General features: G+C 47.4%; 20 protein-coding genes and 2 pseudogenes. 8 read left to right on the top strand and 14 right to left on the bottom strand.

Annotated elements, in window-relative coordinates; all coding sequences use genetic code 11:
* The first annotated feature begins 31 nt into the window (after positions 1-31).
* Both purM and purN read left to right on the top strand, forming a co-directional pair.
* Entirely contained in the window at positions 32-1,087 is a 1,056-nt protein-coding gene (purM, locus tag CWC33_RS10260) for a phosphoribosylformylglycinamidine cyclo-ligase (RefSeq protein ID WP_100691839.1), read from the top strand.
* Positions 1,087-1,725: a phosphoribosylglycinamide formyltransferase gene (purN, locus tag CWC33_RS10255; RefSeq protein WP_100691838.1), complete on the top strand. Its 639-nt coding sequence runs from the start codon at positions 1,087-1,089 to the stop codon at positions 1,723-1,725. Before purM ends, purN begins: the two co-directional genes overlap by 1 nt.
* A 5-nt stretch (positions 1,726-1,730) precedes the next feature.
* Here the strand turns inward: purN and CWC33_RS10250 are convergent, their stop codons facing one another.
* Positions 1,731-2,486, bottom strand: coding sequence for a DUF3108 domain-containing protein (locus tag CWC33_RS10250; protein ID WP_100691837.1), 756 nt, complete (start codon positions 2,484-2,486; stop codon positions 1,731-1,733).
* Between the two features lie 143 nt (positions 2,487-2,629).
* Between CWC33_RS10250 and fadE the strand changes: the two genes are divergently transcribed.
* Both fadE and CWC33_RS10240 read left to right on the top strand, forming a co-directional pair.
* Positions 2,630-5,083: an acyl-CoA dehydrogenase FadE gene (gene fadE, locus CWC33_RS10245; protein WP_100691836.1), complete on the top strand. Its 2,454-nt coding sequence runs from the start codon at positions 2,630-2,632 to the stop codon at positions 5,081-5,083.
* A 118-nt stretch (positions 5,084-5,201) separates the two neighbouring features.
* Positions 5,202-6,770 (top strand): AbgT family transporter, encoded by a 1,569-nt coding sequence (locus CWC33_RS10240; protein ID WP_100691835.1) that lies wholly within the window; start codon positions 5,202-5,204, stop codon positions 6,768-6,770.
* A gap of 4 nt (positions 6,771-6,774) precedes the next feature.
* Here the strand turns inward: CWC33_RS10240 and CWC33_RS10235 are convergent, their stop codons facing one another.
* From CWC33_RS10235 to rnhB, 4 genes are all read right to left on the bottom strand, one after another.
* Positions 6,775-7,977, bottom strand: a complete 1,203-nt coding sequence (locus CWC33_RS10235) for a multidrug effflux MFS transporter (protein ID WP_100691834.1) — start codon at positions 7,975-7,977, stop codon at positions 6,775-6,777.
* Positions 7,977-9,785, bottom strand: a complete 1,809-nt coding sequence (locus tag CWC33_RS10230; protein ID WP_232709788.1) for a bifunctional metallophosphatase/5'-nucleotidase — start codon at positions 9,783-9,785, stop codon at positions 7,977-7,979. Before CWC33_RS10230 ends, CWC33_RS10235 begins: the two co-directional genes overlap by 1 nt.
* A 27-nt stretch (positions 9,786-9,812) precedes the next feature.
* Positions 9,813-10,748 (bottom strand): isopenicillin N synthase family dioxygenase, encoded by a 936-nt coding sequence (locus tag CWC33_RS10225; RefSeq protein WP_088767886.1) that lies wholly within the window; start codon positions 10,746-10,748, stop codon positions 9,813-9,815.
* Positions 10,749-10,817: 69 nt separating this feature from the next.
* Positions 10,818-11,381, bottom strand: coding sequence for a ribonuclease HII (gene rnhB, locus CWC33_RS10220; RefSeq protein WP_088767885.1), 564 nt, complete (start codon positions 11,379-11,381; stop codon positions 10,818-10,820).
* Positions 11,382-11,481: 100 nt separating this feature from the next.
* On the opposite strand from rnhB, the gene CWC33_RS10215 reads away from it, so the two are divergent.
* Positions 11,482-13,053: an AbgT family transporter gene (locus CWC33_RS10215; protein ID WP_100691832.1), complete on the top strand. Its 1,572-nt coding sequence runs from the start codon at positions 11,482-11,484 to the stop codon at positions 13,051-13,053.
* Positions 13,054-13,056: 3 nt separating this feature from the next.
* A complete protein-coding gene (locus tag CWC33_RS10210; protein WP_100691831.1) occupies positions 13,057-13,842 on the top strand; it encodes an SDR family oxidoreductase in 786 nt (261 codons plus the stop codon).
* 5 nt (positions 13,843-13,847) lie between these two features.
* On the opposite strand, the pseudogene CWC33_RS12815 reads toward CWC33_RS10210, so the two are convergent.
* The 3 genes and pseudogenes from CWC33_RS12815 to CWC33_RS10200 all read right to left on the bottom strand — a co-directional run.
* Positions 13,848-14,171: pseudogene (locus tag CWC33_RS12815) on the bottom strand (methyl-accepting chemotaxis protein); the annotation flags it as partial.
* A gap of 264 nt (positions 14,172-14,435) precedes the next feature.
* Positions 14,436-15,074 (bottom strand): annotated as a pseudogene (locus tag CWC33_RS12810) (PAS domain-containing protein); the annotation flags it as partial.
* A 210-nt stretch (positions 15,075-15,284) separates the two neighbouring features.
* Positions 15,285-15,698, bottom strand: a complete 414-nt coding sequence (locus tag CWC33_RS10200) for a VOC family protein (RefSeq protein ID WP_100691829.1) — start codon at positions 15,696-15,698, stop codon at positions 15,285-15,287.
* A gap of 63 nt (positions 15,699-15,761) precedes the next feature.
* Here CWC33_RS10200 and CWC33_RS10195 point away from each other — a divergent pair, with 63 nt between their 5' ends.
* Together CWC33_RS10195 and CWC33_RS10190 are read left to right on the top strand one after the other, a co-directional pair.
* Entirely contained in the window at positions 15,762-16,175 is a 414-nt protein-coding gene (locus CWC33_RS10195) for a DUF3293 domain-containing protein (protein WP_100691828.1), read from the top strand.
* 27 nt (positions 16,176-16,202) lie between these two features.
* On the top strand, positions 16,203-17,096 hold the full coding sequence (locus CWC33_RS10190; protein ID WP_100691827.1) for a DMT family transporter: 894 nt from the start codon (positions 16,203-16,205) through the stop codon (positions 17,094-17,096).
* Here CWC33_RS10190 and CWC33_RS10185 read toward each other — a convergent pair.
* The 6 genes from CWC33_RS10185 to CWC33_RS10155 all read right to left on the bottom strand — a co-directional run bounded on the left by CWC33_RS10185 (position 17,086) and on the right by CWC33_RS10155 (position 24,239).
* Positions 17,086-18,141, bottom strand: coding sequence for an endonuclease/exonuclease/phosphatase family protein (locus CWC33_RS10185; RefSeq protein WP_100691826.1), 1,056 nt, complete (start codon positions 18,139-18,141; stop codon positions 17,086-17,088). The two genes, CWC33_RS10190 and CWC33_RS10185, sit on opposite strands and share 11 nt — an antisense overlap.
* A 420-nt stretch (positions 18,142-18,561) precedes the next feature.
* A complete protein-coding gene (locus CWC33_RS10175; protein WP_100691824.1) occupies positions 18,562-20,148 on the bottom strand; it encodes a dihydrolipoyllysine-residue acetyltransferase in 1,587 nt (528 codons plus the stop codon).
* Positions 20,149-20,160: 12 nt separating this feature from the next.
* Positions 20,161-21,138, bottom strand: coding sequence for an alpha-ketoacid dehydrogenase subunit beta (locus tag CWC33_RS10170; RefSeq protein WP_058578847.1), 978 nt, complete (start codon positions 21,136-21,138; stop codon positions 20,161-20,163).
* Positions 21,138-22,325 (bottom strand): thiamine pyrophosphate-dependent dehydrogenase E1 component subunit alpha, encoded by a 1,188-nt coding sequence (locus CWC33_RS10165; RefSeq protein ID WP_053952457.1) that lies wholly within the window; start codon positions 22,323-22,325, stop codon positions 21,138-21,140. Before CWC33_RS10165 ends, CWC33_RS10170 begins: the two co-directional genes overlap by 1 nt.
* A 159-nt stretch (positions 22,326-22,484) precedes the next feature.
* Complete coding sequence (gene astE, locus CWC33_RS10160) at positions 22,485-23,516, bottom strand: succinylglutamate desuccinylase (RefSeq protein WP_100691823.1); 1,032 nt, start codon at positions 23,514-23,516, stop codon at positions 22,485-22,487.
* Between the two features lie 9 nt (positions 23,517-23,525).
* Complete coding sequence (locus tag CWC33_RS10155; protein WP_100691822.1) at positions 23,526-24,239, bottom strand: DUF599 domain-containing protein; 714 nt, start codon at positions 24,237-24,239, stop codon at positions 23,526-23,528.
* Between the last annotated feature and the right edge of the window lie 3 nt (positions 24,240-24,242).

Below are 24,242 nucleotides of genomic sequence, written 5' to 3'. Positions count from 1 at the left end.
GCGCAAATTTTTTGCCTGTCGGGATAATTCTGTGAGCGATAACAAACCTTCTTTAAGTTACAAAGACGCGGGCGTCGATATTGACGCTGGTAATGCATTGGTTGACCGTATCAAGGGCGTGACGAAACGCACGCATCGACCAGAAGTAATGGGTAACATTGGTGGGTTTGGCGCACTTTGTGAAATTCCAGCAGGATACAAGCAACCCGTTTTAGTCTCAGGTACGGACGGTGTTGGTACAAAATTACGTTTAGCTATTGACCTTAAACGCCATCGCGGTGTCGGAATCGACTTAGTCGCGATGTGTGTTAACGACCTTATTGTGCAAGGCGCAGAGCCGCTGTTTTTCCTAGACTATTACGCAACAGGAAAGCTGGATGTTGACGTTGCTGCTGACGTCGTCGCAGGCATTGGTGACGGCTGTGAACAGTCAGGCTGCGCACTTATCGGCGGAGAAACGGCAGAAATGCCGGGCATGTACGAACATGGCGACTACGACTTAGCGGGCTTTTGTACTGGGGTTGTCGAAAAGTCAGACATTATCGACGGCACCAAAGTTGCTGACGGCGATGCCTTAATTGCACTAGCGTCAAGCGGCCCGCACTCAAACGGCTACTCCCTGATTCGTAAGATTATTGAAGTAAGTGGTGCCGACTTAGAGTCTCACCTACAAGGCAAAACGCTAGCGGATCATTTATTAGAGCCTACTCGCATTTATGTTAAATCGGTGCTTGAACTGATTAAGCATGTTCCTGTGCATGCCTTGTCACACATTACCGGTGGCGGCTTCTGGGAAAACATTCCACGAGTCCTTCCAAAGGGCAGTAAAGCCGTTATTGACGGTAACAGCTGGGACTGGCCAGTTATTTTTGACTGGTTGAAAGACAACGGCAACGTCAGTATGAAAGAAATGTACCGCACTTTTAACTGCGGTGTGGGTATGGTTATTGCCGTGCCTAATGACCAAGCCAATAAAGCCATTCAGATACTGACCGACGCTGGCGAAGATGCGTGGAAAATCGGCCGCATAGCCAATGCGTTGGAAGGTGAAGAACAAGTCGATATTCTGGCCGACGAGACGCACTAATGAAACGCATTGTTGTACTGATATCAGGCACCGGCAGTAATATGCAGGCAATTCAACAAGCCTGTGAAGAGGGTAAAGTTGCCGGTGAAGTGGTTGCGGTCATTTCTAATAAAGCTTCCGCGAAAGGTCTGGAAAAAGCCGCAGCCAAGGGTATTAGCACGGAAGTGCTGAGCCACAGAGAATTTGATTCACGCGAGGCTTACGATGCTGAACTTAAAGCGTTAATTGATAGCTACCAGCCCGATTTAGTCGTCTTAGCTGGCTTTATGCGAATACTTACTGGTGACTTCACGCGCCATTACGAAGGTCGCATGTTCAACATCCACCCTTCTCTTTTGCCGAAATACAAAGGTGTAAATACTCACCAGAGGGCATTAGATGCTGGCGACGCCGAGCATGGCGTAAGCGTCCATTTCGTCACCGAAGAACTCGATGGCGGTCCGGTCGTATTACAAGCCAAAGTACCTATTTTTGAAGGCGACACAGTCGACGAAGTTCAAGCCCGGGTGCACGAACAAGAGCACCGTATTTATCCACTCGTGGTCAACTGGTTCTGTCAGGAACGTGTAAAACTCGAAGGCGGCCGCGTAACCTTAGACGGTGAAGTCTTAGGGGCCCAGGGCTACGCCTCGGAGTAAATTGATCACATATCTAAACTTCTCAAAGACATGGTGGCTTGTTCGTCACCTTCTTTGAATTGCTGCATTTTAACCATCACGTAGTTTAATTCGGGGGCAAACCAAAAAAACGTCTGGCGGCGATTGTTGTCACGAATTCGCCCTACTTTTATCGCTTCAACCTCGCCATACGGCAGTTTTAGTAGTTCACTGTCGGCCATCACTCTAAAACGATACTCATCTTCCCGGCCTTTTTCATCAACCAGTCGATACTCAAACGTTTTAGCTCCTCGAGCCAGGTCTATGCGCAGCTGCTCTGTTACATTGGCTTCATCAAATAAAGCGTCTTTCCAGTTAATGTCGAGCATGCGACCAGTATCGACATTGCGAACCGTCTTATCATCTGCTCGGAATTCACCATGAAAAGACTTGTCTGATCCGGTTCCCGTACGCATGTAAATAAACTCGCGGGGCTCCAGTCGGTTATTTTCATCATCCACAATAAAGACAGACCGAGCTTCTCTTGTGTCCGACAAAATGAACCAGGAAATGTCAGATTTTGTGCGCAACTGCCACTCGTTGTCAGGCGACACTTCTAAGTATCGATAGCCCTCACCATATTCACTATCACCACGCGTAATAACGTAGTTTGCTTCATAAGGTTTCATGGTATCGTTAATGCCCTGAGTTGCTTTTGCAGTATCGTCTGCGTGAACTGGCGCAAGCTGAGAGAAACTCAGTACAGTAGAAGCCATTAAAAAATACATTGTCCGTTTTAACATCACCACTCCATTCGCCGTGACAACTGGATACTTACATTGACAGAAAATTCAAACGCGCGTTCAAATTTTTCTTGAAAATAATGTCTGGTTGATCTAACTTGCACAGTATAACTGGTCAGACCTCCAAATCGGAGTATTACACTATGAGTATTGCACTTTGGATTATCGCTACCGTTATTGTTGCGGCAGCTCTCATTTACAAGCGCGCCAGCCTACTGTTATTCAGCGTGGGCATGGTCGCTATGTTTGCTATTGGTAACGTACTGGAAATTGTCGGCCCTGTGCTGTGGACAATTCTTGCCGTTATCTTAATTCCTCTTAATTTAGCACCCGTTCGCCTGAACTTGCTAACTAAGCCAATTCTTAAAGCGTACCGCAAAGTCATGCCAGAAATGTCTGACACCGAACGCGATGCGTTAGAAGCCGGTACGGTTTGGTGGGACGGCGACTTATTCAGCGGCGACCCTGACTGGAAAAAGCTATTAGATGTGCCAAAAGCAGAATTGACCGCAGAAGAGCAAGCCTTTTTAGATGGCCCATGCGAAGAAGTCTGCAAAATGCTGGATGACTGGGAAGTCACGCATGAGCTAACCGATATGCCTGAGCACGTATGGCAGTATCTGAAGGACAATAAGTTCTTCGCGATGATCATCAAAAAAGAATACGGTGGTCTGGAGTTTTCGGCGTACGCGCAGTCTCGCGTTTTGCAAAAGCTTGCCGGTGTTAGCACAGTACTAGCATCGACGGTCGGTGTACCTAACTCATTAGGTCCGGGCGAATTGCTGCAACACTATGGTACTAAAGAACAGCAGGATCATTACCTGCCACGCTTGGCAAGTGGTGACGAAATCCCGTGTTTCGCATTAACCAGCCCGGAAGCAGGTTCTGACGCCGGAGCGATTCCTGACTCAGGTGTTGTCTGTAAAGGCGAGTGGAACGGCGAAGAAATCGTTGGTATTAAGCTGAACTTCAATAAGCGCTATATCACACTGGCGCCGGTTGCGACAGTGTTAGGTCTGGCTTTCAAAATGTACGATCCTGACGGCTTAATCGGCGAAGAAAAAGAACTGGGCATTACCTGTGCACTGATTCCTCGTGACACCAAAGGCGTTGAAATTGGTCGTCGTCATTTCCCGCTGAACGTACCGTTCCAGAATGGTCCGATTCGCGGTAACGATGTATTCGTACCGTTAGACTACATTATTGGCGGCCAGAAAAATGCCGGTAAAGGCTGGCGTATGCTGGTTGAGTGTTTATCAGTAGGCCGATCTATTACTCTGCCATCAAACAGTGCCGGCGGTATTAAGTCGATTGCTCTGGCAACAGGTGCGTACTCACGCATTCGTCGCCAATTCAAGCTACCGATTGGTAAAATGGAAGGCGTTGAAGAGCCAATGGCTCGCATCGCAGGTAATGCTTATCTAATGGATGCGGTGACGACTCTGTCCACTAAAGGCATCGACTTAGGCGAGAAGCCTTCCGTTATCGGTGCTATCGCTAAATACCACATGACCGAGAAATTGCGCGCCTGCATGGACGACGCGATGGATATTCATGGCGGTAAAGGCATCTGTTTAGGTCCAAACAATTACTTAGGTCGTGGTTACCAAGGCGTACCGGTTGCCATTACCGTTGAAGGCGCGAACATTCTGACTCGTAACATGATGATTTACGGTCAGGGCGCCATTCGCTGCCATCCTTACGTATTAAAAGAAATGGAAGCGTCAGCAGAACAAGGCCCTGAAGCGCTTAAGAAGTTCGATAACGCTTTGTTTGGTCATATCGGTTTTGCCGCAAGCAACTTTATGCGCTCAGTGTTTTACGGCTTTGGTGGTCATCGCTTAAGTTCAGTGCCTGTAAGCGGCCCTGCACGTAAGTACTACCAGCAAATGAACCGTTTCAGTGCCAATATGGCATTGCTGTCTGATGTAGCTATGGGCGTGCTTGGTGGCAGCCTGAAGCGTAAAGAGCGTGTATCGGCTCGCTTAGGCGATATGTTGAGCTACCTATACATTGGCTCTGCAATTTTGAAACGTTTCCATGATGAAGGACAAATTAAAGAAGACTTGCCACTGATGCATTGGGCTATGCAGGACACTCTGAATAAGCTTCAGGAAGCACAGTTGTCTATGCTGGAAAACTTTGGTGGTATTGGCTCTGTCATGCGCGCCATCATGTTCCCGTTAGGCCGTATTGCTAAGCGTCCAAGCGACAAGAACGACCACAAAATTGCGCGTATGTTGATGTCACCTAATGACGTACGTACTCGCCTGGGTAAAGGCCAGTTCCTGAGCCCTGAAGGTCACTTTGGTTTCTTAGAAGAAACACTGAAGAACGTTATTGCTGCTGAGCCACTGTACGACAAAGTTTGCAAGGCAGCCGGTAAACGTTTCAGCTTTACTCAGTTAGATCAGATTGCCGCTAAAGGTAGAGAATTGGGCGTACTAAGCGATGACGAAGTCGCCCTTCTGGAAAAAACGGAAGAAGGCCGTTTACGTACTATCAATGTTGACGACTTTGCGCCGGAAGACTTACTAGCGGGTAAAGCGGCGTTTGATTATGCGCTGAAAAACTTGAAAGAGAGTGACGCAGCTTAAAACGTTAAGCACTCGAAAACCAATAAGGCGACTCTGTTTTGCAGAGTCGCCTTTTTTTTATGCTAGAATTCGGCGCTGATTTTTAAATTATGACGTTAAAATAATAAAGGCGAAAGCTATGCAGTCTTCCAATAATGGCTATTCAGAGACCAGTAAGCGCGGCTGGTTTACCCGATTCCTCGATATGGTTGAATGGTTAGGCAACTTGTTGCCTCACCCTATCACCTTATTCGCAATTTTTTGTTTACTGGTTATTGTTGCCAGCGGTGTGGCCGCCTATTTTGGCGTTAGCGCTATTGACCCTCGCGACGGCGAAACGGTCATTCAGGCGGTTAGTCTTTTAAATGCCGAAGGCATACAAAAAATTGTGACAAACCTGGTCACTAACTTTACTGGTTTTACGCCATTGGGAACGGTGCTTGTCGCTTTATTAGGTGTTGGTGTGGCTGAGCGTTCCGGGCTGATTTCTGCGGCTATGCGTGGCTTGGTTATGAAAGCCCCGCCTAAGCTTATTACGGTGACGGTCGTTTTTGCGGGCGTTATTTCGAATACCGCATCAGAGTTAGGTTATGTTGTTCTCGTACCTTTAGCGGCTATGATCTTCTATGGCCTGGGTCGCCACCCACTCGCTGGTCTGGCAGCCGCGTTCGCTGGCGTTTCGGCGGGCTATAGCGCCAATTTATTAATAGGTACCGTTGACCCATTACTTTCCGGCATCACTCAGGAAGCAGCAAAAATAGTCGACGAAAACTATACCGTGGGCGCTGAAGCCAACTGGTATTTTATGATGATAAGCACCTTCCTTATTGCCATTATGGGTGCGGTCATTACCGACAAAATCGTTGAACCTAAGCTGGGTAAATACAATAAGGACGAAGCGTCCATTGATTTATCCGATCAGTCATCGATGGAACCACTCAATATTATGGAGAAACGCGGTTTGAAGCTGGCCGGCGTAAGTGCGTTAGTCCTAGCTGGTATTCTTGCATTAACAGTGGTACCTGAATGGGGTATTCTTCGCCACCCTGAAACCGGTGATGTGAAAGGCTCTCCTTTCTTAAAAGGCGTAGTGGTTTACATTTTCTTCTTCTTCGCCATTCCAGGCTTTGTTTATGGTCGAGTCGTAAAAACGATGAAGAACGACCGTGACGTCATTGATGCGATGTCGCACAGCATGGGCACGATGGGTATGTATATCGTGCTGGTATTTTTCGCCGCTCAGTTCGTTAACTTCTTTAAATGGACCAACTTTGGCACCATTTTCGCTATCAATGGCGCGGAGTTTTTAACCAACATCGGCATGACTGGACCACTCATTTTTGTGTTTTTCATTATGGTCTGCGGCTTTGTAAACCTAATGCTGGGCTCAGCGTCCGCGCAATGGGCTATCACTGCCCCAATTTTCGTACCTATGCTGATGCTTATTGGTTACTCACCGGAAGTGATTCAAGCGGCTTATCGTATCGGAGACTCGGTCACTAACGTGATAACGCCCATGATGAGTTACTTTGGCTTAATACTGGCTGTTGCTGCCCGCTATAAGCAAAACTTAGGTATTGGGACATTGGTCGCTATGATGCTGCCTTACTCAATGATTTTCTTCTTAGGATGGACCGTGTTGTTCTTTATTTGGGTATTTGGCTTTGGACTACCGGTTGGTCCGGCAGCCCCCACCTATTACGGATAACTGGTTATTCTGGCCGGCGCATTACACGGTACGCTAGTACTGCTAATAAGCCGGCCACGCCTATTATCCATGCCATTGCGTAGTCCGTGAAGCCCCCTGCTTGACTCACACCGGCTGACACTAAACCTGCAATTAAGAACTGTAAACTTCCGGTAACCGCAGACGCTGAACCAGCGCGTTCCTGTTGCTCCGCTAGGGCGCCCGCCATAGCGTTCGGAAAGACCAAACCCAGCGTTGAAATATAAGCGAATAAAGGCAGTAAAATGCCCCAAAAGCTGGCATTAATATAGGCCATGACACACATAACGGTCGACACAATTGCCAGTATTGGCAAAGAAACATTCAATATTTTCCGGGAAGAATAGTACTTCAATAACCAGCCATTTAACTGAGAAAAGCCGATAATACCAATGGCATTGACACCAAATAGCCAACTGTAATGCGTCGGATCCAGCCCAAAAATTTCAATAAACATTTTCGGTGAGCCGGTAATGTAAGCAAATAATCCCGACTGGGCGATAGCACCGGTAAGAGAATAGCGCAAGAAGGAAGGGTCTCTGAATACCGCCCAGTAAGTAGTGCCGGTATGGCGCATACGCACGTCATAACGGCGACCGCGAGTTTCCGGCAGCACAAAGTGAATTGTCACTGCGGAAGCGACACCTAAGGCAGCGACAATGAGAAACAGAGCTCGCCACCCCATCCATTCGGTAATATAAGCACCGAACAATGGCGCCAGTATAGGCGCAACCCCCATGACAAGAATTAAAAACGAGAAGACTCGTGCTGACGCTTGCGGTGTATAGAGATCACGCACGACAGCCCGGGCAATAACAATGCCTGCACAAGCGCCTATGGCCTGGAAAAACCGCAGCACAATCAACCACTGAATATCTGGGGCATAAGCGCAGGCAATAGAGGTCAACACATAGATGGCTAAGCCAATATACAATGGGTTTTTACGGCCAAATTTATCCGTGGCCGTGCCGTACAGTAGTTGCCCTATAAACAAGCCAAAGAAAAATGCGGTTAGTGATAGCTCAACGTGATGAGTGTCGGTCGCGTAGTCACTGGCAATCGCGCTAAACGCCGGCAGGTACATATCAATAGACAGCGGCGCAAACGCCGTAAGTAACGCCAGAATGACAACAATAAAATCGAATCTGGCGTTATCGGAGACCGGTCTTGGCTCAAATGAATGAGCCACTATTTGTCCTCTAAAGGTGTGTAGGCTTGAGTTGCGAACTCATCAGGTCGCTGCAAGACTTCCTGCGCTCGCGCATAATTAACTAACGACTGGGCATAGTCTATGCCTGTATTACGGGCGCGGCCTCGTTCACTGACACGATAAAAAGTGTCCCAGCCATCCTGACCGCCGGCAATAAAACTATTCGTCACCAAAATATAAGTGGCTCGCGCCGACATCGGCTGCCAACTCTGGCTGCCTTTATCCCACACTTCTAGGTTAGATACGCGAGAGCCGGTTTCTTCGGTTAAATCGACTGAGTAGCGAATACCAGCCCCGTAAGGGTAAGCTCCTTGGGAGCCACCATCGGAAACAGCATAGGCTAAGGCTTCTTCCATTGCCTGCTTAAACTCGGAGCCTGTCAGCTCTAATTTCACTAAGGTATTTGCGAACGGTAATACGGTAAAGGCATCACCCACCGTAAAGTCGCCTTCGGCAATGTCAGAACGAACTCCGCCACCATTTTGAATCGCAAAGTCAGCTTCCGGTACCGAGTGTAGAAACGCTTCAGCCACCACTCGGTGAGCGCCTGAGCTGATTACCTGCGCACAGCCGGCACGACGGCTTTTATCGACTTGTTGAGAACAGATTTGCTCAGGCACATTCGCTATCACTTCAGCCGAGAAGTCATCGACCTTGCTTCGGTAGTCATCCAATATCGATTGAAGTTCCGGATCGGGTTGGACAAAACTGTAAACACCACTTTCTCTCAACGCTGTTTTAATCGGTTCATAAGTCGTCACGATACCATCAGCTAATTGAATATCTTCACTCAACAGATAATGTGGACGACCGCCGCACTCTGCTATTTTGTCGCCATCAAATGTTGCTTTTAATTCTCCCACCACCAACGAATATTGATACGCTTGAACAACGCAGACTTTTTCGCCGTTTACATTGGTAAGCTCTGTCGGATAAGAGTCAGCGGCAGTCATTCCAAACTCGCTAAAGTCACCGAGTAAGGTATGAGAGTCACCACCAATAACAATATCGACGCCAGTCAATTGTTGAACCAGTTCCTTATCGCGCTCATATTGAATGTGCGTCAGCAAAACAATTTTTTCAACGCCCTGCTGCTGAACCTCAGCAATGTATTTTTGTGCCGTTTCAAGTTCGTCTAAAAACTCAGTACTTTTATCCGGTTGTGAGGATTTTTTGGTTTTACTGGCAATGGTTAAGCCAATAATCGCCACCTCTTCACCACCACGCTTAACAATGGTGTAAGGCTTAAACATTTGCCATTGATTATCTGGCGCCAGCGGTGACTGACCCACTTCGGGTTGTATATTGGCACTCAGTTTAGCCGTCTGACACTGAGGTGAACCCAGCTGCTGTAAAAACTTGGCAAGACCTGCGTCACCCGTGTCAAACTCGTGATTACCTATGGTAAACGCATCGAAGCAAACGTTATTCATCATGCGGGCATCGGCTTCACTGCCAAACAACGTAAAATACAGGCTGCCGGTTACCGCGTCTCCGGCATGCAGGGTAAGAACATTATCATTAGCGGCTCTTAGCGCTTTTATCTGCGCGCCAACACGTGGAAAGCCACCGGCTTCTACCTGCCACTCCTGGTCAGCCCATACCAGCGTTTGCTGCTTTGCGTCTAACGTTGAGTGGTGGTCGTTGACATGCAACACCGTCAGCTCGAAATTTTCGCTTTTGGGCATTGGTTCAGGCGCAGACACGCAACTGAGCACGGCCGCAGAGCCGAAAACGATAGCGATACCACGCGCTAGCTGACTGAAAAGACGCTTGTTCTTATTCACCTGCATACTCCTTCGTGTGGGTTGCTGTTAGTCTTTAATCAGACCAATTTCACGCAAACGCTGCATTAAATAATCATCTGCCGTAATCGGTTCGTCTCGCTGCGGGTTCTCGGCTGTAATACAGCTCTCAAGCGGCGTTATCATCACGTCCGGATTAAAGTGTAAAAAGAACGGAATTGAATAACGCGACTTTTCATTATACGGCGCCGGCGGATTAACCACTCGGTGCGTCGTCGACGGTAATACATGGTTGGTTAAACGCTGAAGCATATCGCCCACGTTACAAATAATCGCACCTTCGATAATAGTCACAGGTACCCAACTACCGTCTTTTGCTAAGACTTCTAACCCCGGCTCCCTCGAGCCAACCAATAAAGTCAGAACATTAATATCTTCGTGTGCGCCTGCACGCACCGACGGTGTGTCTTCATCAATAATAGGCGGGTAGTGCAATGGGCGCAAAATAGAGTTGCCGTTATTCACTTTGTCGCGAAAAAAGTCTTTAGGCTGGCCTAAGTATACAGCCAACGCATCCAGCACCTGGTTACCCAACTTATCCAATGCTTCATAGATAGCTAGCATGTCGTCTTTAAACTTTGGTAACTCTGCTGGCCAGACATTCGGTAATAGTTGCGGATACGCAGGCGTACCCTCTACTTCTCGACCAACGTGCCAGAATTCTTTTAAGTCCACGTGCTCTGCGTCTTTGGCTATTTCTGTGCCAAATGGCGTATAGCCGCGCGCGCCACCTTCTCCGGGACGGTGATATTGTTTTTTCACTTCGTCCGGCAGTGCGAATAACTCACGACACGTGTCCAACGCACGTTCAATAAGCGCAGTATCAACACCATGCTGGGTGAGTGCAATAAAGCCATATTTTTCATAGCCCTGCCCAACATCCTGAGTAAAAGCATCGAAATTATCATGATAACGTCGCATATCGACGTGAGGAATAGACTGCATGGTGGTGTTCCAACTTATCAATTTAGAAATAACGGAAAGAGCCGATATTTTAAGGCTTGGGAGATAAAATCACAAGTTAGCCAAGGCCTCACGAACCGGCTTATAGTCGCGCCGGTGAATAGGACACGGTCCATACTTTTTTAATAACTCAATGTGGCGCGCCGTTCCGTACGCTTTGTGCTTATGAAACTCGTATTCCGGATAGCGCTCGTGCCATTCGAGCATTTGCCGGTCCCGCTCAACTTTCGCCAAAATAGAGGCGGCGGCAATACAAGCTTCACTGGCGTCACCGCCCACAATAGCTTCGGCGGGTACATTCAATTCGGGAACGCGGTTACCATCAATCAATACCTTACTTGGGGCCACCGGCAAGGCTTCCACGGAACGCTGCATGGCTTTCATCGTTGCCCAGAGTATATTGATTTGTTCAATCTCGTCCGGATCAGACTGCGCTATCGCCCAGTACAGGGCTTTTTCTTTTATCTCTGTGCTGAGCTTTGCACGCTTTTTCTCACTCAACTTTTTCGAGTCATTGAGCCCTTCAATAGGACGTTCAGGATCAAGAATAACCGCAGCGGCGACAACCGGCCCTGCAATAGGACCTCTGCCCGCTTCATCGACACCACAAATCATGGGGAAATTTTCACCTTGTTGCTTTGTTCAGACACTAAATAATGGTTATGATACCTGCGGATAATAATTAGACCAATAAAATAACAATCCGGAATATACCATGGCTCAATCTCCTCAACCGGATCGTTCGCAAAAGGAAAAACCGAACAGTCTGCTCAACCGCATGCTCGACGGCGTAGAAAAAGTCGGCAATAAGCTTCCTGACCCGGCCGTTATGTTCTTCGGCTTACTCATTATTGTTTGGATCATGTCCTGGGCGATGTCAGGCGTTAGCTTTGACGAAACTCACCCACTAACCGGCGAAGCTATTAGCGTTACTAATTTGCTCAGCGGCCCTGAAATAACCGCATTTTTGGCCAACATGGTCGATACCTTTATGGGCTTTGCGCCGTTAGGCGTTGTATTGCTGGCAATGCTGGGGGTCGGTGTGGCTGAACGCTCAGGTTATATTGACGTAGCCATTAAGCTTATGCTGAACGTAACGCCAAAAACCTTACTCACACCAATGCTTATTTTGGTGGCTATTGTCAGCCACACTGCCGTCGACGCGGGCTACGTGTTGGTCATTCCGTTAGGTGGCGTTATCTTCTATGCGGCAGGTCGTCATCCGCTGGCCGGTATTGCAGCCGCATTCGCCGGGGTTTCCGGAGGTTTCAGTGCTAACTTTGTGCCTTCCGCTATTGACCCCTTACTGCAAGGTTTTACCCAAAGCGCGGCGCAAATTATTGATGCTGACATTCAACTGAACCCGTTAAATAACTACTTCTTTACGGCAGCGTCTTCCATTGTGGTGGTCGCTATTGGCTGGTTCCTGACTGACAAGGTCGTTGAGCCGCGTCTGCGCGGCGCTGAAATCGACGGTCATCCTGACGATATGCCGGCGGTTGATGATGTCTCTCCACGTGATCGCAAAGCGTTTTATGCCGCCTCTTTCACCATGTTGGCTGGCATTGTTCTACTATACTTTTCAGCGACAGCAGAAAATTCGCCACTGGCCGATCCACAAACGGGTGAATTAGCTTCTTTGGGCGCACCACTAATGGGCATGATTGTCCCGTTAATATTCCTGCTGTTTATTATTCCGGGTATTGTTCACGGGTACGTATCAGGTAACTTCACCAATTCACAAGACGTTATCGGTGCAATGACCAAGTCAATGGAGGGCATGGCTTACTATATGGTCATGGCCTTCTTCTGTGCGCTGTTTATTAAAGCCTTTGGTGACTCTCAGCTGGGCACGCTCATTTCAGTAAAAGGTGCGAACTTTCTGGCGAGCCTTGAGTTGTCAGGTGGCGTCACTATGGTTGGCATCGTTATTTTAGTCGCATTCATCAACTTATTTGTAGGTTCGGCATCAGCCAAATGGGCGCTTATTTCACCTATTTTTGTGCCTATGCTGATGCAACTGGGTTACTCGCCCGATTTAACGCAAGCAGCTTATCGCGTGGGCGACTCGTCCAGTAACATTATTACTCCTTTACTGCCGTACTTCCCTCTGGTTGTGGTTTACTGCCAGCGGTACGTTAAGAAAACCGGTATAGGCACGCTGGTTTCCATGATGCTGCCTTACACCGTTTCATTACTGGTGTTGTGGTCAGCGTTCCTGGTTATCTACTGGACACTCGGTATTCCTCTGGGCTTCCAGGCTAGCTACACCTACCCGGCAGGCTAACCCATGACCGCTATTGCGAATAAGACAGTCTGGCTGACCGGTGCCTCTTCAGGCATCGGTTTGGCTTTGGCACACCAACTCGCTGAAAAAGGCGCAAAGCTTATTCTCACTTCGCGTCGTGAAGCTCAGCTGGAGGAGTTACGCTTATCACTGGCAAACCCGGATGCTCACAGCGTCTTAGCTCTCGACTTAAACTATCCAGAAAAAGCAAAAGAAACGGCGTCGTCAGCGTTAGCTGGTAAAACGGTAGATATTTTAATTAATAATGCCGGCGTTTCTCAGCGCAGCCTGGCAATGGAAACAGAGCTTCCGGTTTACCGAACACTAATGGAAGTCGACTACTTCTCGGTTGTTGCATTAAATCAAGTCGTACTTCCGGGGATGATGGAACGTCAGAACGGGCACATCGTCACCGTTTCCAGCGTCGCTGGAAAAGTAGGCACCAAACTTCGTAGTGGTTATTCCGGCGCTAAATTTGCAGTTATTGGCTATATGGACTGTTTACGAGCTGAGATGGCTGAGCATGGTGTACATTGCACCACTATACTTCCAGGCTTTGTGCATACGAAAATTGCACATAATGCGTTAACGGGTGACGGCTCTTTAAGAGGCCGGGAAGACACCGACAACGCTGGCGGTATCAGCCCTGAGCAGTGTGCTTCTGATATTATTCGAGCAATAGAGGCCAACAAGGCGGAAGTGGTGAGCGGCAAAGGTATGAGCAAAATAGCGCCGTTACTCCAGCGCTTTTTACCTGGCTTATTACGAAAAATGCTCGCTAAACGATAAAACCGCTATGACAGATGACTGACAGCGTTAACGACATTCGTTGCGCCTTCGTCTATTTCGTCCATTACCGCTTTTACTTTTTCTATTTGCTCTTGTCCTCGTTTTGCCATTTCCTGAATATCGTCAATCGATAAGGAAATGGCTTCAGAAACTTCAGAGCTTCGCTGCATAACGCCTGATATTTCGCTAGTGGCCTGAGTGGTTCGAGTCGCCAGGTTTCTTACTTCGTCAGCAACAACAGCAAACCCACGCCCATGCTCACCCGCTCTGGCCGCTTCAATCGCCGCGTTTAGCGCCAGTAGATTCGTTTGATCAGCCAGGGCATTTATCGTTTTCACAATGTCTTCAATACTAGTCGCCTGCTCTTGCAACTGCTCAATAATGGCATCCGTTCTCTGGCTTTTAGCGAGTATTTCACTCGACATTTCCACCGAGACATCCATAGAAGCTTTACCGTCTTTCACTATCATCGCCGTTTGCTGAGACGTTGAATACGCAATTTCCGCTGCTTCAGTGGTTTGTTGGGCTTTGAGCACTTGCTCCGTGACATCACTGGCGAACTTAATGACTTTCACAACTTGACCACTACTATCAAAAATTGGGTTATAACTGGCTTCCAACCAAATTGGTTGTCCTTGCTTACTAACGCGCTTAAAACGCCCGGTTTTAAACTCGCCTTTAGCAAGCTCACGCCAAAACCCTGGGTTCTCATCGTAGAAGCTTTGTTCACAAAATAGCTTGTGGTGTTTTCCGGTAATATCGCTTAACGAATAACCTACTGTTTTCAGAAAGTTATCATTTGCCCAGGTAATCATTCCGTCAGGTGAGAACTCAATCGTCGCCATTGACTTATTAATTGCTGTATTAATAGCGGCTTGCTGCTCTAAGGCTGTGACTTCATCAGTGACGTCACTGGCAATTTTCGTAATGAAAACCACCTCTCCTTTCTCGTTTTTAACGGGAAAGTACGTCGCTTCTAACCAAATAATGTCGCCATTACTGCGAATGCGCTTAAATCGCTCACGTTGCGACTTGCCCTCTGCCAACTGCTGCCAAAACGTTCGATACGCTTGAGAAGACGAATAGCTCGATTCACAAAACATTTTGTGATGCTTAGATATCACATCATCCAGACTATAACCCATCGTTTCTAAGAACTGATTATTGGCGTTCAAAACGTAGCCCTGAGGGGTAAAATCAATACGTGCAACGTTACTGTCAATTGCATTCATTAATTGTTTGTACTGCTCAAGCTCTTCGGTGGTCTTGGCAAGCTGGTGTTTCGTTTTAGCGCAGAGCATCTGGGCATTCCTACTACAAATAAGGGCATCTGAATGCAGTATTTTACGCGTCGGTGCCTGTATCAGATCAAAACAAATTCTATTTTAGAGTAAATACTCACATATATTTGATCTAAATCAAAACAATAACTTTAACCAAGACTAGGAGCTCCACTCCGGATTCCAGGTAACTTCCCAAATATGGCCGTCCAGGTCTTTGAAGAAACCGCCGTAGCCACCCCAAAATAAATCTTTAGCCTCATGAAGAGTGGTTGCTCCTGCCAATTTCGCTTCATTCATGACGGCATCAACTTCAGAGCGGGAACTGACATTGTGGCTCAGCAGTACCTCATTAGCATTTTTAGCAACATCAACACCCATTTCAGCAGCAATGCTTTTACGCGGCCACAAAGCCAACCTTATGCCGCCCGGCAGTTTAAAGAAAACAACCGCACCATTTTCAAGATCCTCACCGACTATGCCATCCGTTTCCCATCCTAAACCGTCCTGATAAAAAGCGAGTGCACGCTTTAAGTCATCAACGCCCAGCGTAATAACACTAATACTTGGGTTCATAGAATCTCACTGTCGCAAAAGTTACACTCTTACTTTAATTAACGCTTAAGCCATGGTCAAAATATGGATACAACGTTGCTTGAACACTACAAAAATACCGACTACTGGTTTGTCGTGAATGAGCGAAAAATCACTCTGTCCGTTGGCGACATCAACAGCGATTTTGACTCGCTATGTCGTGACGTTAATTGTAAAACCGGAGCCTTTATCACTGCCTTTAACCCACTTAGTTCGCTTTTAAGCATTAGCGAAAATCGAGACCGTAATCAACTTTTAGAAGCAGATATTAGCAATTTAAAAGGCATTCGTTACTTTTACGGCGCAGGAGAAGATCGCGACAATCAATGGCCCACCGAAGAAAGCTTTATGGTTTTAGGGTTGAGTCAACAAACAGTCATTGACCTTGCCCGCCGATATCAGCAGAATGCCTTTCTCTGGATTGAACACCAACAAGCTGCAGTGCTCATCGACGTATGAGTTAAGGGGACGCCATGCCATCACACCATAGCCGCTGATAAACTCGCCTTTATCTACGCCATTATCGCCGTTTTATTATGGTCGACGGTCGCTACGGCGTTTAAAATTACACTAGAGTACATGACGCCGTTACAGATGGTGACAGCCGCCAGTGCGGTATCCTTTGCTGTTTTAAGCCTCGTCTGTGTGATTCAGAAAAAATCTCACTTGTTGTTACTTGAACTACGAAAAATGCCCTTGTACTACGTACTAATGGGGCTTATTAACCCTCTTATCTACTATTTGGTGCTTTTTCAGGCCTATAAACTGCTACCTGCCTCCGAAGCTCAACCCCTGAATTACACCTGGGCAATAGCACTCAGTATTATGGCGGCCTTATTCTTAAAGCAGCATATCCGTCGCCGCGACTGGGTAGCCTGTGCACTGGGTTATTTGGGTGTATTAGTTATCGCAACACGAGGCGATATTTTAGGCATGAGCTTTAGCAACCCCTGGGGTGTTTTATTAGCCTTAATATCAACCTTCCTGTGGGCCGGTTACTGGATACTGAACACCCGGCGCAATGCTGATTCTGTTGTTAGCCTGGTTTTATCCTTTGGTTTAGCTCTGCCGGTTTTAATTGTTGCCAGCTTTATATGGAGCGACTGGTCCAATATCCCCTGGCAAGGCTGGGCGGCTGTCAGTTATGTCGGGTTATTTGAGATGGGTATTACGTTTTTGTTTTGGCTAAAAGCCATGAAAACAGCCACTAACACCGCACTTATTAGCAACCTGATTTTTGTATCGCCGTTTATTTCACTGCTACTACTGTCAGCAATTATTGGCGAAACCATTTATGTCAGCACTATTGTAGGCTTAGCGCTCATCATTACCGGATTACTAGTACAGCGTATTCATTTTAAGAAAAAGCTTAAGCCATAGCCTTTTTGACGATTTCATCTGCAGCTTCTTTGTCTTCTTCGTCAGGCGAAGGGCCGTCATTAATACCATTTTCACCCGGCGCAAGAGCCAGTTCCGTGAGTAGCGGGAAGTGGTCAGAGCCAAACCTAGGTAAGCGAGTCATTGAGACCAGCGCAAAGTGGTGACTATGAAAAATATGATCAAGCGGCCAGCGAGCAAACCAATAGTCCGCGTGGAACGTGTTAAACATGCCCCGCCCCACACGCGGGTCTAACAGACCGCTTACCTTTCGAAAGAGCAGTGTCGTTCTCGACCACGCCACATCGTTCAAGTCACCAGTAACTATCGTTGGATGCTTATCAGGCTCAACCTGTCGGGCAACCAAAAGCAGCTCACCGTCACGTTCTTCCGACTCCTCATTTTCCGTTGGACTCGGCGGTGCCGGATGCACAAAGTGTGCTTTGACCCTTTGGCCTGTTGGCAATTCAATAAAGCAATGTATCGACGGCTTATCATCCTCAATTAAGTATTCAACACTAACGTCAGACAATGGCAACCTCGAGTAGACGTGCATACCATAAAGGTTGTCCAGAGGCACCTTAACCGTATGAGGGTAGTTCTCTTCAATAGCTTCTAACTGCTTACCCCACCATGCATCAGACTCAAGCGTCACCAGAACATCCGGCGTATAATCCCGAACTAACTGAATAAGTCGGTCACTGTTACGATTAGGCGTCAGCACATTCGCCGTCATTACCCGAAGCCGACCGTCTGTCCCACGCTTATTCACCGCCTTCACCTCTTTGGGAAAAAATACCGTGTAAGGCACCACCCACCATAGCTGACAAACAAGACAACCAATGATCAGCCCCATAGCCACCGCAGTGACCGACGTCCAGTCACGTATAACCACAAAGCCAATGACCAACAGTACCCCAAGCAGCACCGAAAGCTGCAAACGCGGAAAATCCAACCCGCGAATCCACCAAACCTGCGACCACGACAACGGCGCTAACGTCAGCACAGCCAGTAATATCGCTAAAGAAAGGTAAATAATTTCAAACATCTTGGCTCTCTATGCTTCTCAGATAAGAAAACCATAGCACAGCTATAGAAAATAAGGGGAAAGGAAGTGTTAAGCTTGGTGGAGCTCCTACGGATAGCGTGCTCCGCTTGGAGTCAAAACCCTCTGATACAGGAGACGCAACAAGCTCATCCATGAGGGCTTGACGAAGGCCATCCATGGCCTTCGACACTCCTGTATCAGAGGGTTTTAACTCTAGGCGCTACGCCCACAATCCGTAGGATCTGCTAGCTTTATTTAACTTACTGAACGCAGATGTAGATAGCCAGAAACAAAAAAAGAGTTAGGCGTAAGTTAAGAAACTGTGTGACGCCAAGGATGGCGTCACTCAAGCCCCCAAGGAAGGGTTCACGGCGTGTTTCTTAACTTTCCTAACTCTTAGTTTCTGGCTCTTCCGTTATCTCAGACCATGTTAACCAGCATGCTGGTTGGGTCTTCGAGGTATTCCTGCCAGAGTTTGTTGAAACGAGCAATGGTACCGCCGTCGATAATACGATGGTCGCCTGACCAGCTTACCGTCATTATCTTACGGGCTACCACATTGCCGTTTTCGTCAAAGCGCGGTAACTCCTGCACTTTACCTAAGGCGACAATGGCTGCTTCTGGCTTGTTAATGATAGGTGTTGCCACCGTACCGCCAATAACACCAATGTTAGAGATACTAATAGTACCGCCTTTCATGTCAGCCTGAGGTACTTTGCCTTCCCGAGCAGCTTGCGTTAAACGAGTTACTTCATTAGCCACATCGATAATGCTCTTGTTCTGTACCTGCTTTACGTTAGGCACTAACAAGCCAATTTTGGTATCGACTGCCATACCGATGTTGTGGTCATCGAAGTAAGTAATTTCTGTGCAATCTTCGTTCACCTGCGCATTCATTACCGGAAACTCTTTTAGTGCCAGCGACAGAGCTTTAATGAAGAACGGCATGACAGTTAAGCGTACGCCTTTTTCTTTGTATTGCTCTTTCAACTTTTCACGCAGCGCAATCAGGTTCGTAACGTCGAACTCATCGGCATAAGTGAAGTGAGGAATGGTGCTGACCGAGTTCATCATTTGCTTAGCCATTGCCGCTTTCACACCACGAATAGCTTCGGTACGCGTGCCGCCGCTAGTCGCTGCTGGCTGCTGAGTCGGCTTGCTGTCCGTGCTGGTTGCAGCACTTTGACCACCCGACTTGAAGGCTTCAATGTCTTTTTTCAAGACACGACCTTTCTTACCAGAGCCAGAAACGTCAGCGATATTAATGTCATTCTCGCGAGCTAAGCGACGTACTGCCGGACTGGCAATCGCTTTACCCTGGCGTGCTTTCGCAGGTGGCTCAGCTTCTGCTTTTGTAGCTGCCTGCGGCTTAGACTCTGCATTGTTTTGCGAAGCGCTGCCTGAAGCAGTCTCGCCGGAGCCTGAAGCCTGAACGCCGCCGGCTGGCTGCAAGGCAAATAAAGGCTTATGTACTTCGGCGATATCGCCTTTTTTGTGGTACAGCTTAACGACTTTACCGTCATCTTTCGCTGGAATTTCAACCGTGGCTTTATCGGTCATAACCTCAACCACTGGTTGGTCTTCTTTCACTTCATCGCCTTCAGCAACCAACCACTCAACGATTTCACACTCAACAATACCTTCACCGATATCCGGTAAAATAAAGTCAGTGGTTCCACCGCCAGCTGCTTGGTTACTATCTGGCTTACTGTCAGATTTTGGCGCTTCTTTCTCAGCCGTTTTTTCTTCAGCAGCTTCGCTTGAATCGCCCGCAGCATTAATGCGGAATAACGGCTCGTGGACTTTAGCAATATCGCCTTTTTGGTAATACAGCTTTTCAACCACACCGTCGTCTTTCGCCGGTATCTCAACCATGGCTTTGTCAGTCATGACCTCAACAACGGGCTGATCTTCTTTAACTTCGTCGCCTTCGGCTACCAGCCACTCAACGATTTCGCACTCTACGATCCCTTCGCCGATATCGGGCAGAATAAAATCTTTACTCATGTCGATGGGTCCTTAGTAGTTCATTGAGCGTTTGATGGCTTCGTAGATCTTCAAGTGATCAGCCATATACTCTTTCTCGTGACACAACGGATACGGCACATCAATACCTGATACACGCGCGATGGGTGACTCAAGGTATAAGAAACACTTATCCTGCACCGTTGCAGCAATTTCGCTGGCAAAACCACCGGTAATCGGGGCTTCCTGAGAAATAACCAAACGTCCGGTTTTCAGTACCGACTGAGTGACTGTTTCAACGTCCCACGGCAAAATAGTCCGTAAGTCGATCACTTCACAAGACACACCGTCTTCTTCGGCTTTTTCGACTGCTTTTTCGGTCACTTCCATCTGTGCGCCCCAGCCCAGTACAGTAATATCCGTACCTTCTTTAACGACGTCAGCTTTGCCTAATGGAATGGTGTATTCTTCTTCAGGAACCTCACCCGTCGATGCACGATACAGGCGCTTCGGCTCCATAAATAACACCGGGTTTTTATCAAAAATGGCGCTCAGCAATAGACCCTTAGCTTCGTAAGGATTACGCGGAGTTACAATTTTCATACCCGGGGTATGAGCAAAATACGCTTCCGGTGACTGCGAGTGATAGTGACCACCAGCAATACCACCGCCGTATGGTGTACGAATGGTTAAACCGCCTACATCAAACTCGTTACCTGAGCGATAACGGAACTTAGCCGACTCGTTTACGATTTGGTCAAACGCGGGGAATATATAGTCACCAAACTGAATTTCCGCAACCGCATAGCTACCTTGTGAAGCCAGACCGTTAGCAAAACCAATGATGCCCTGCTCAACCAGTGGTGTATTAAAGTTACGGTGCTTGCCGTATTTTTCGGTCAAACCTGAGGTTGCGCGGAATACGCCACCAAAGCCACCGGTGTCTTCACCAAAACTGTAGACATTGTCGTGTTTGGCCATCGCCAGGTCGAGTGCGCTGTTGATGGCTTGTAATAAATTCATTTTAGCCATTAGTCGATTCTCCCTGACGTTTTCGGATACGCATCCGGATACTTACGGATATGCTCTTTCAACTCTTCCAATTGCTCTTTCAGCAATGGCGTCGGTTCGTCATATACGTCATTAATCAGTTCATCGATATGTGGCGCAGGTACTTTTTCGGCTTCTTTTAATGCAGCCAGAACCTTCGCTTTGACTTCTGCATGATGCTCTTCAACATGGTCTTTATCCAACCAGCCTTCGTTCATCATCCATTTTTGCAGACGATCAAGCGGATCTTTTACTTTCCAGTCATCTTCTTCTTCGCGCGTACGATAGCCCGTTGGGTCGTCCGACGTCGAGTGACCCGACATACGATAAGACATGGCTTCAATCAGTACAGGTTCGTTTTCTTCCACCGCTAAGCGACGTGCTTCTTGTGTCGCTCTTAGTACGGCAAACACGTCGTTACCATCGATACGGATGGTTTTCATGCCATAACCAATACCGCGTGGCGCAATGCCGTCACCGCCATACTGCTCGCCTTGCGACGGCGTTGAAATGGCGTAACCATTGTTACGACAGAAGAAAATAACCGGCACTTTGTAAACCGATGCCATGTTCAAAGCAGCGTGGAAGTCACCCTCAGAAGCAGCACCTTCGCCGAAATAGCAAATGGTACACTTGCCGGTTTTATCCATCTTCTGCCCGAACGCATAACCGGTCGCTTGTGGTATTTGTGTACCCAGCGGCGAAGAAATGGTCATAAAGTTTAAGTCAGCACAGCCATAGTGAACCGGCATTTGGCGACCTTTACCTAAGTCTTTTTCGTTCGAGAACAACTGGTTCATGAACTGCTCAACGGTAAAGCCACGGTACGCCAACGCACCCTGCTCGCGATACTGCCCCATGATCATATCGCCGTCATCTAATGCGGCCGCAGAAGCGACACTTTCAGCCTCTTCACCACGCGAAGCGAGGTAAAAACTAATACGCCCCTGACGCTGTGCCGCAATCATGCGCTCGTCCAATGTGCGGATAAACTGCATGGTGTCATGGATTTTCACGATAAGGTCTTTATCGTATTCAGGCATGTCAGCGCCTTTATGGAAGCTACCGTCCTCTTTGAGGATTTGCAGCATTGGAATTGTGACCGACTCACCGTCAAACCATTGCGGTTTTGTCACAATTTCTGTGTTGTGTTTTTTATCCTTTGCCATAACCTTCTCTTTCGGTTGCAAGCTGGGTGAAATTTGCCGCTACTTTACCTTTACGTAAAGTGACATGCAAACCACAAACTAACGAAAAGTTAACGCAGTAAGTGTAAATAGAAACGAACAGGATTAACAATAAAGCCTGACTACTAAGACCAGTATAGGCTATTCCAATTCGAGCGATTCTGTTGGCACTCTTACTACGGTTAATAACGCTCTTTGTCCCAAAGCCACGTTAGCATTCGGGAAAATAATATGTTCGCCGTCATGAAGTGCATAAAGGTTCTTATCACCGTCTCGCGCCAATAAGTCGCCCTTGTCAAAAGACGTAAAGTTGGCCACGTCATCAGCAAAGTTAAGCTCAAAATCTTCATTCATGCGATTAATTGTCTGAGCTTCTTTAAAGATAAAATGTTTATTAGGGTCAAACTCACCAAAATCGACCGAGTCTTCACTAATTAACCGACGTAGCGTTTGCTCTGAGGCAGCGAACTTCGAACGGTCATTTTGTCCAAACGGACGTACTTTCCCCAATTCAACAGTAAACGCGTGTGCATTAAATTCATTCACGCTGAAGTAGGAGAACGTGGTTGTCGGTGCTTGATTTAACAACACAGTATCGACACCGCACGCTAATAGGAATTGAAGCTGATGCTTGTTGTACGGTTTCCCGTGAGTAAATGGATAAACAGCGAATTTTTCACGTTTTGAGTCACGTATGGCAGTGTGCAAGTCATAGTGTAAACGCTCTCGCTCACCCTCTGGGGCCGTTTCATAAAAACGTCTTACATACTGTTCAATTTTAGCCGCGCGCTCACGCTCTTTGTTGTGCGCCTTACCATCGCTATGAGCCCCACTGAACAATCGATTCATGTTTTCTTCAACGAAGCGTTCACCTTTATTAATAGATGCCGGATTCGCAATCAAAAATAAGGTTCTATGAACGACTGTCTGCTTTTCAGTGATAATGTCATTAATAATATCGCGGCATATCTCAATAGGCGCGGTTTCGTTGCCATGCACGGCGCACGATAGCACAATGTCTTTTTTACCGGGCTTTGGTGGCGCGACTTCCAATACACCACTATCCCATATGGAAAGGGTGACACCGTTATTCAATATTTTTTTCTGAGTCTCTTCACTGCCCCATTCATTGACGCAGGTCCAACCTAAAAAGTCCTGAAATGCCTTATTCAAACCAAACTCCTATGATTTTTTCCCGGGTACAAAGCCTTTTGTTGCCAACAGCTCACGCAGCACCCGTGAGCGATACTCACGACGATAAAGAACGGCAACAACAATGAGACTTGAAATGACTAACATTGCCGGATGCAAAAACCACGACAAATAGGCCAACGCAAAATAATACGTACGCAACCCCTTATTGTACTCATGTCCCGACTGATCCAATACTTTTGCCGCGTGGCGGGCAAAACGATCTCGCTCTTCCTGCGTTTTATTCTCTTTGTGATACTCAACCGATGCGCCCAGTAGCACTGATACAAAACCAAACTGCCTAATAGACCAGGTAAATTTAAAAAATGCATACACAAATATGAGCGCCAGCACAGCCAGTTTAAATTGAACCAATAGCGCATTCGTGTTCGGGCTCAACGGAATTTCGTTTAGAACCGTCACGACTTCCTCAGCATGAGCCAGCACGGTAATCACACCAGCCAGTACAAGCACGGTAGAGGAAGCGAAAAAAGTCACCGTGCGTTCAACATTACCAATAAGGGAAGCGTCGGCAACTTGGTTTTCCTTATTTACAACCGTCGTAAACCAGTCAATTCGCAGAGAGCATAAAATACTCGAGAGGCAATGGGTGGTTTTAGCGCGCTTACGGGCAAAAAGAGAGTAGCCTATCCAGCAAAAGAAGAACAAAGCCAATGCAAAAATATCGAGGAATGACAGCAACATGTG

The sequence above is a fragment of the Idiomarina sp. X4 genome (assembly GCF_002808045.1).
Taxonomy (GTDB): Bacteria; Pseudomonadota; Gammaproteobacteria; order Enterobacterales; family Alteromonadaceae; genus Idiomarina.
The sequence above is the reverse complement of the archived record's forward strand: the minus strand, read 5'-3'. Positions and strand labels throughout refer to the sequence as shown.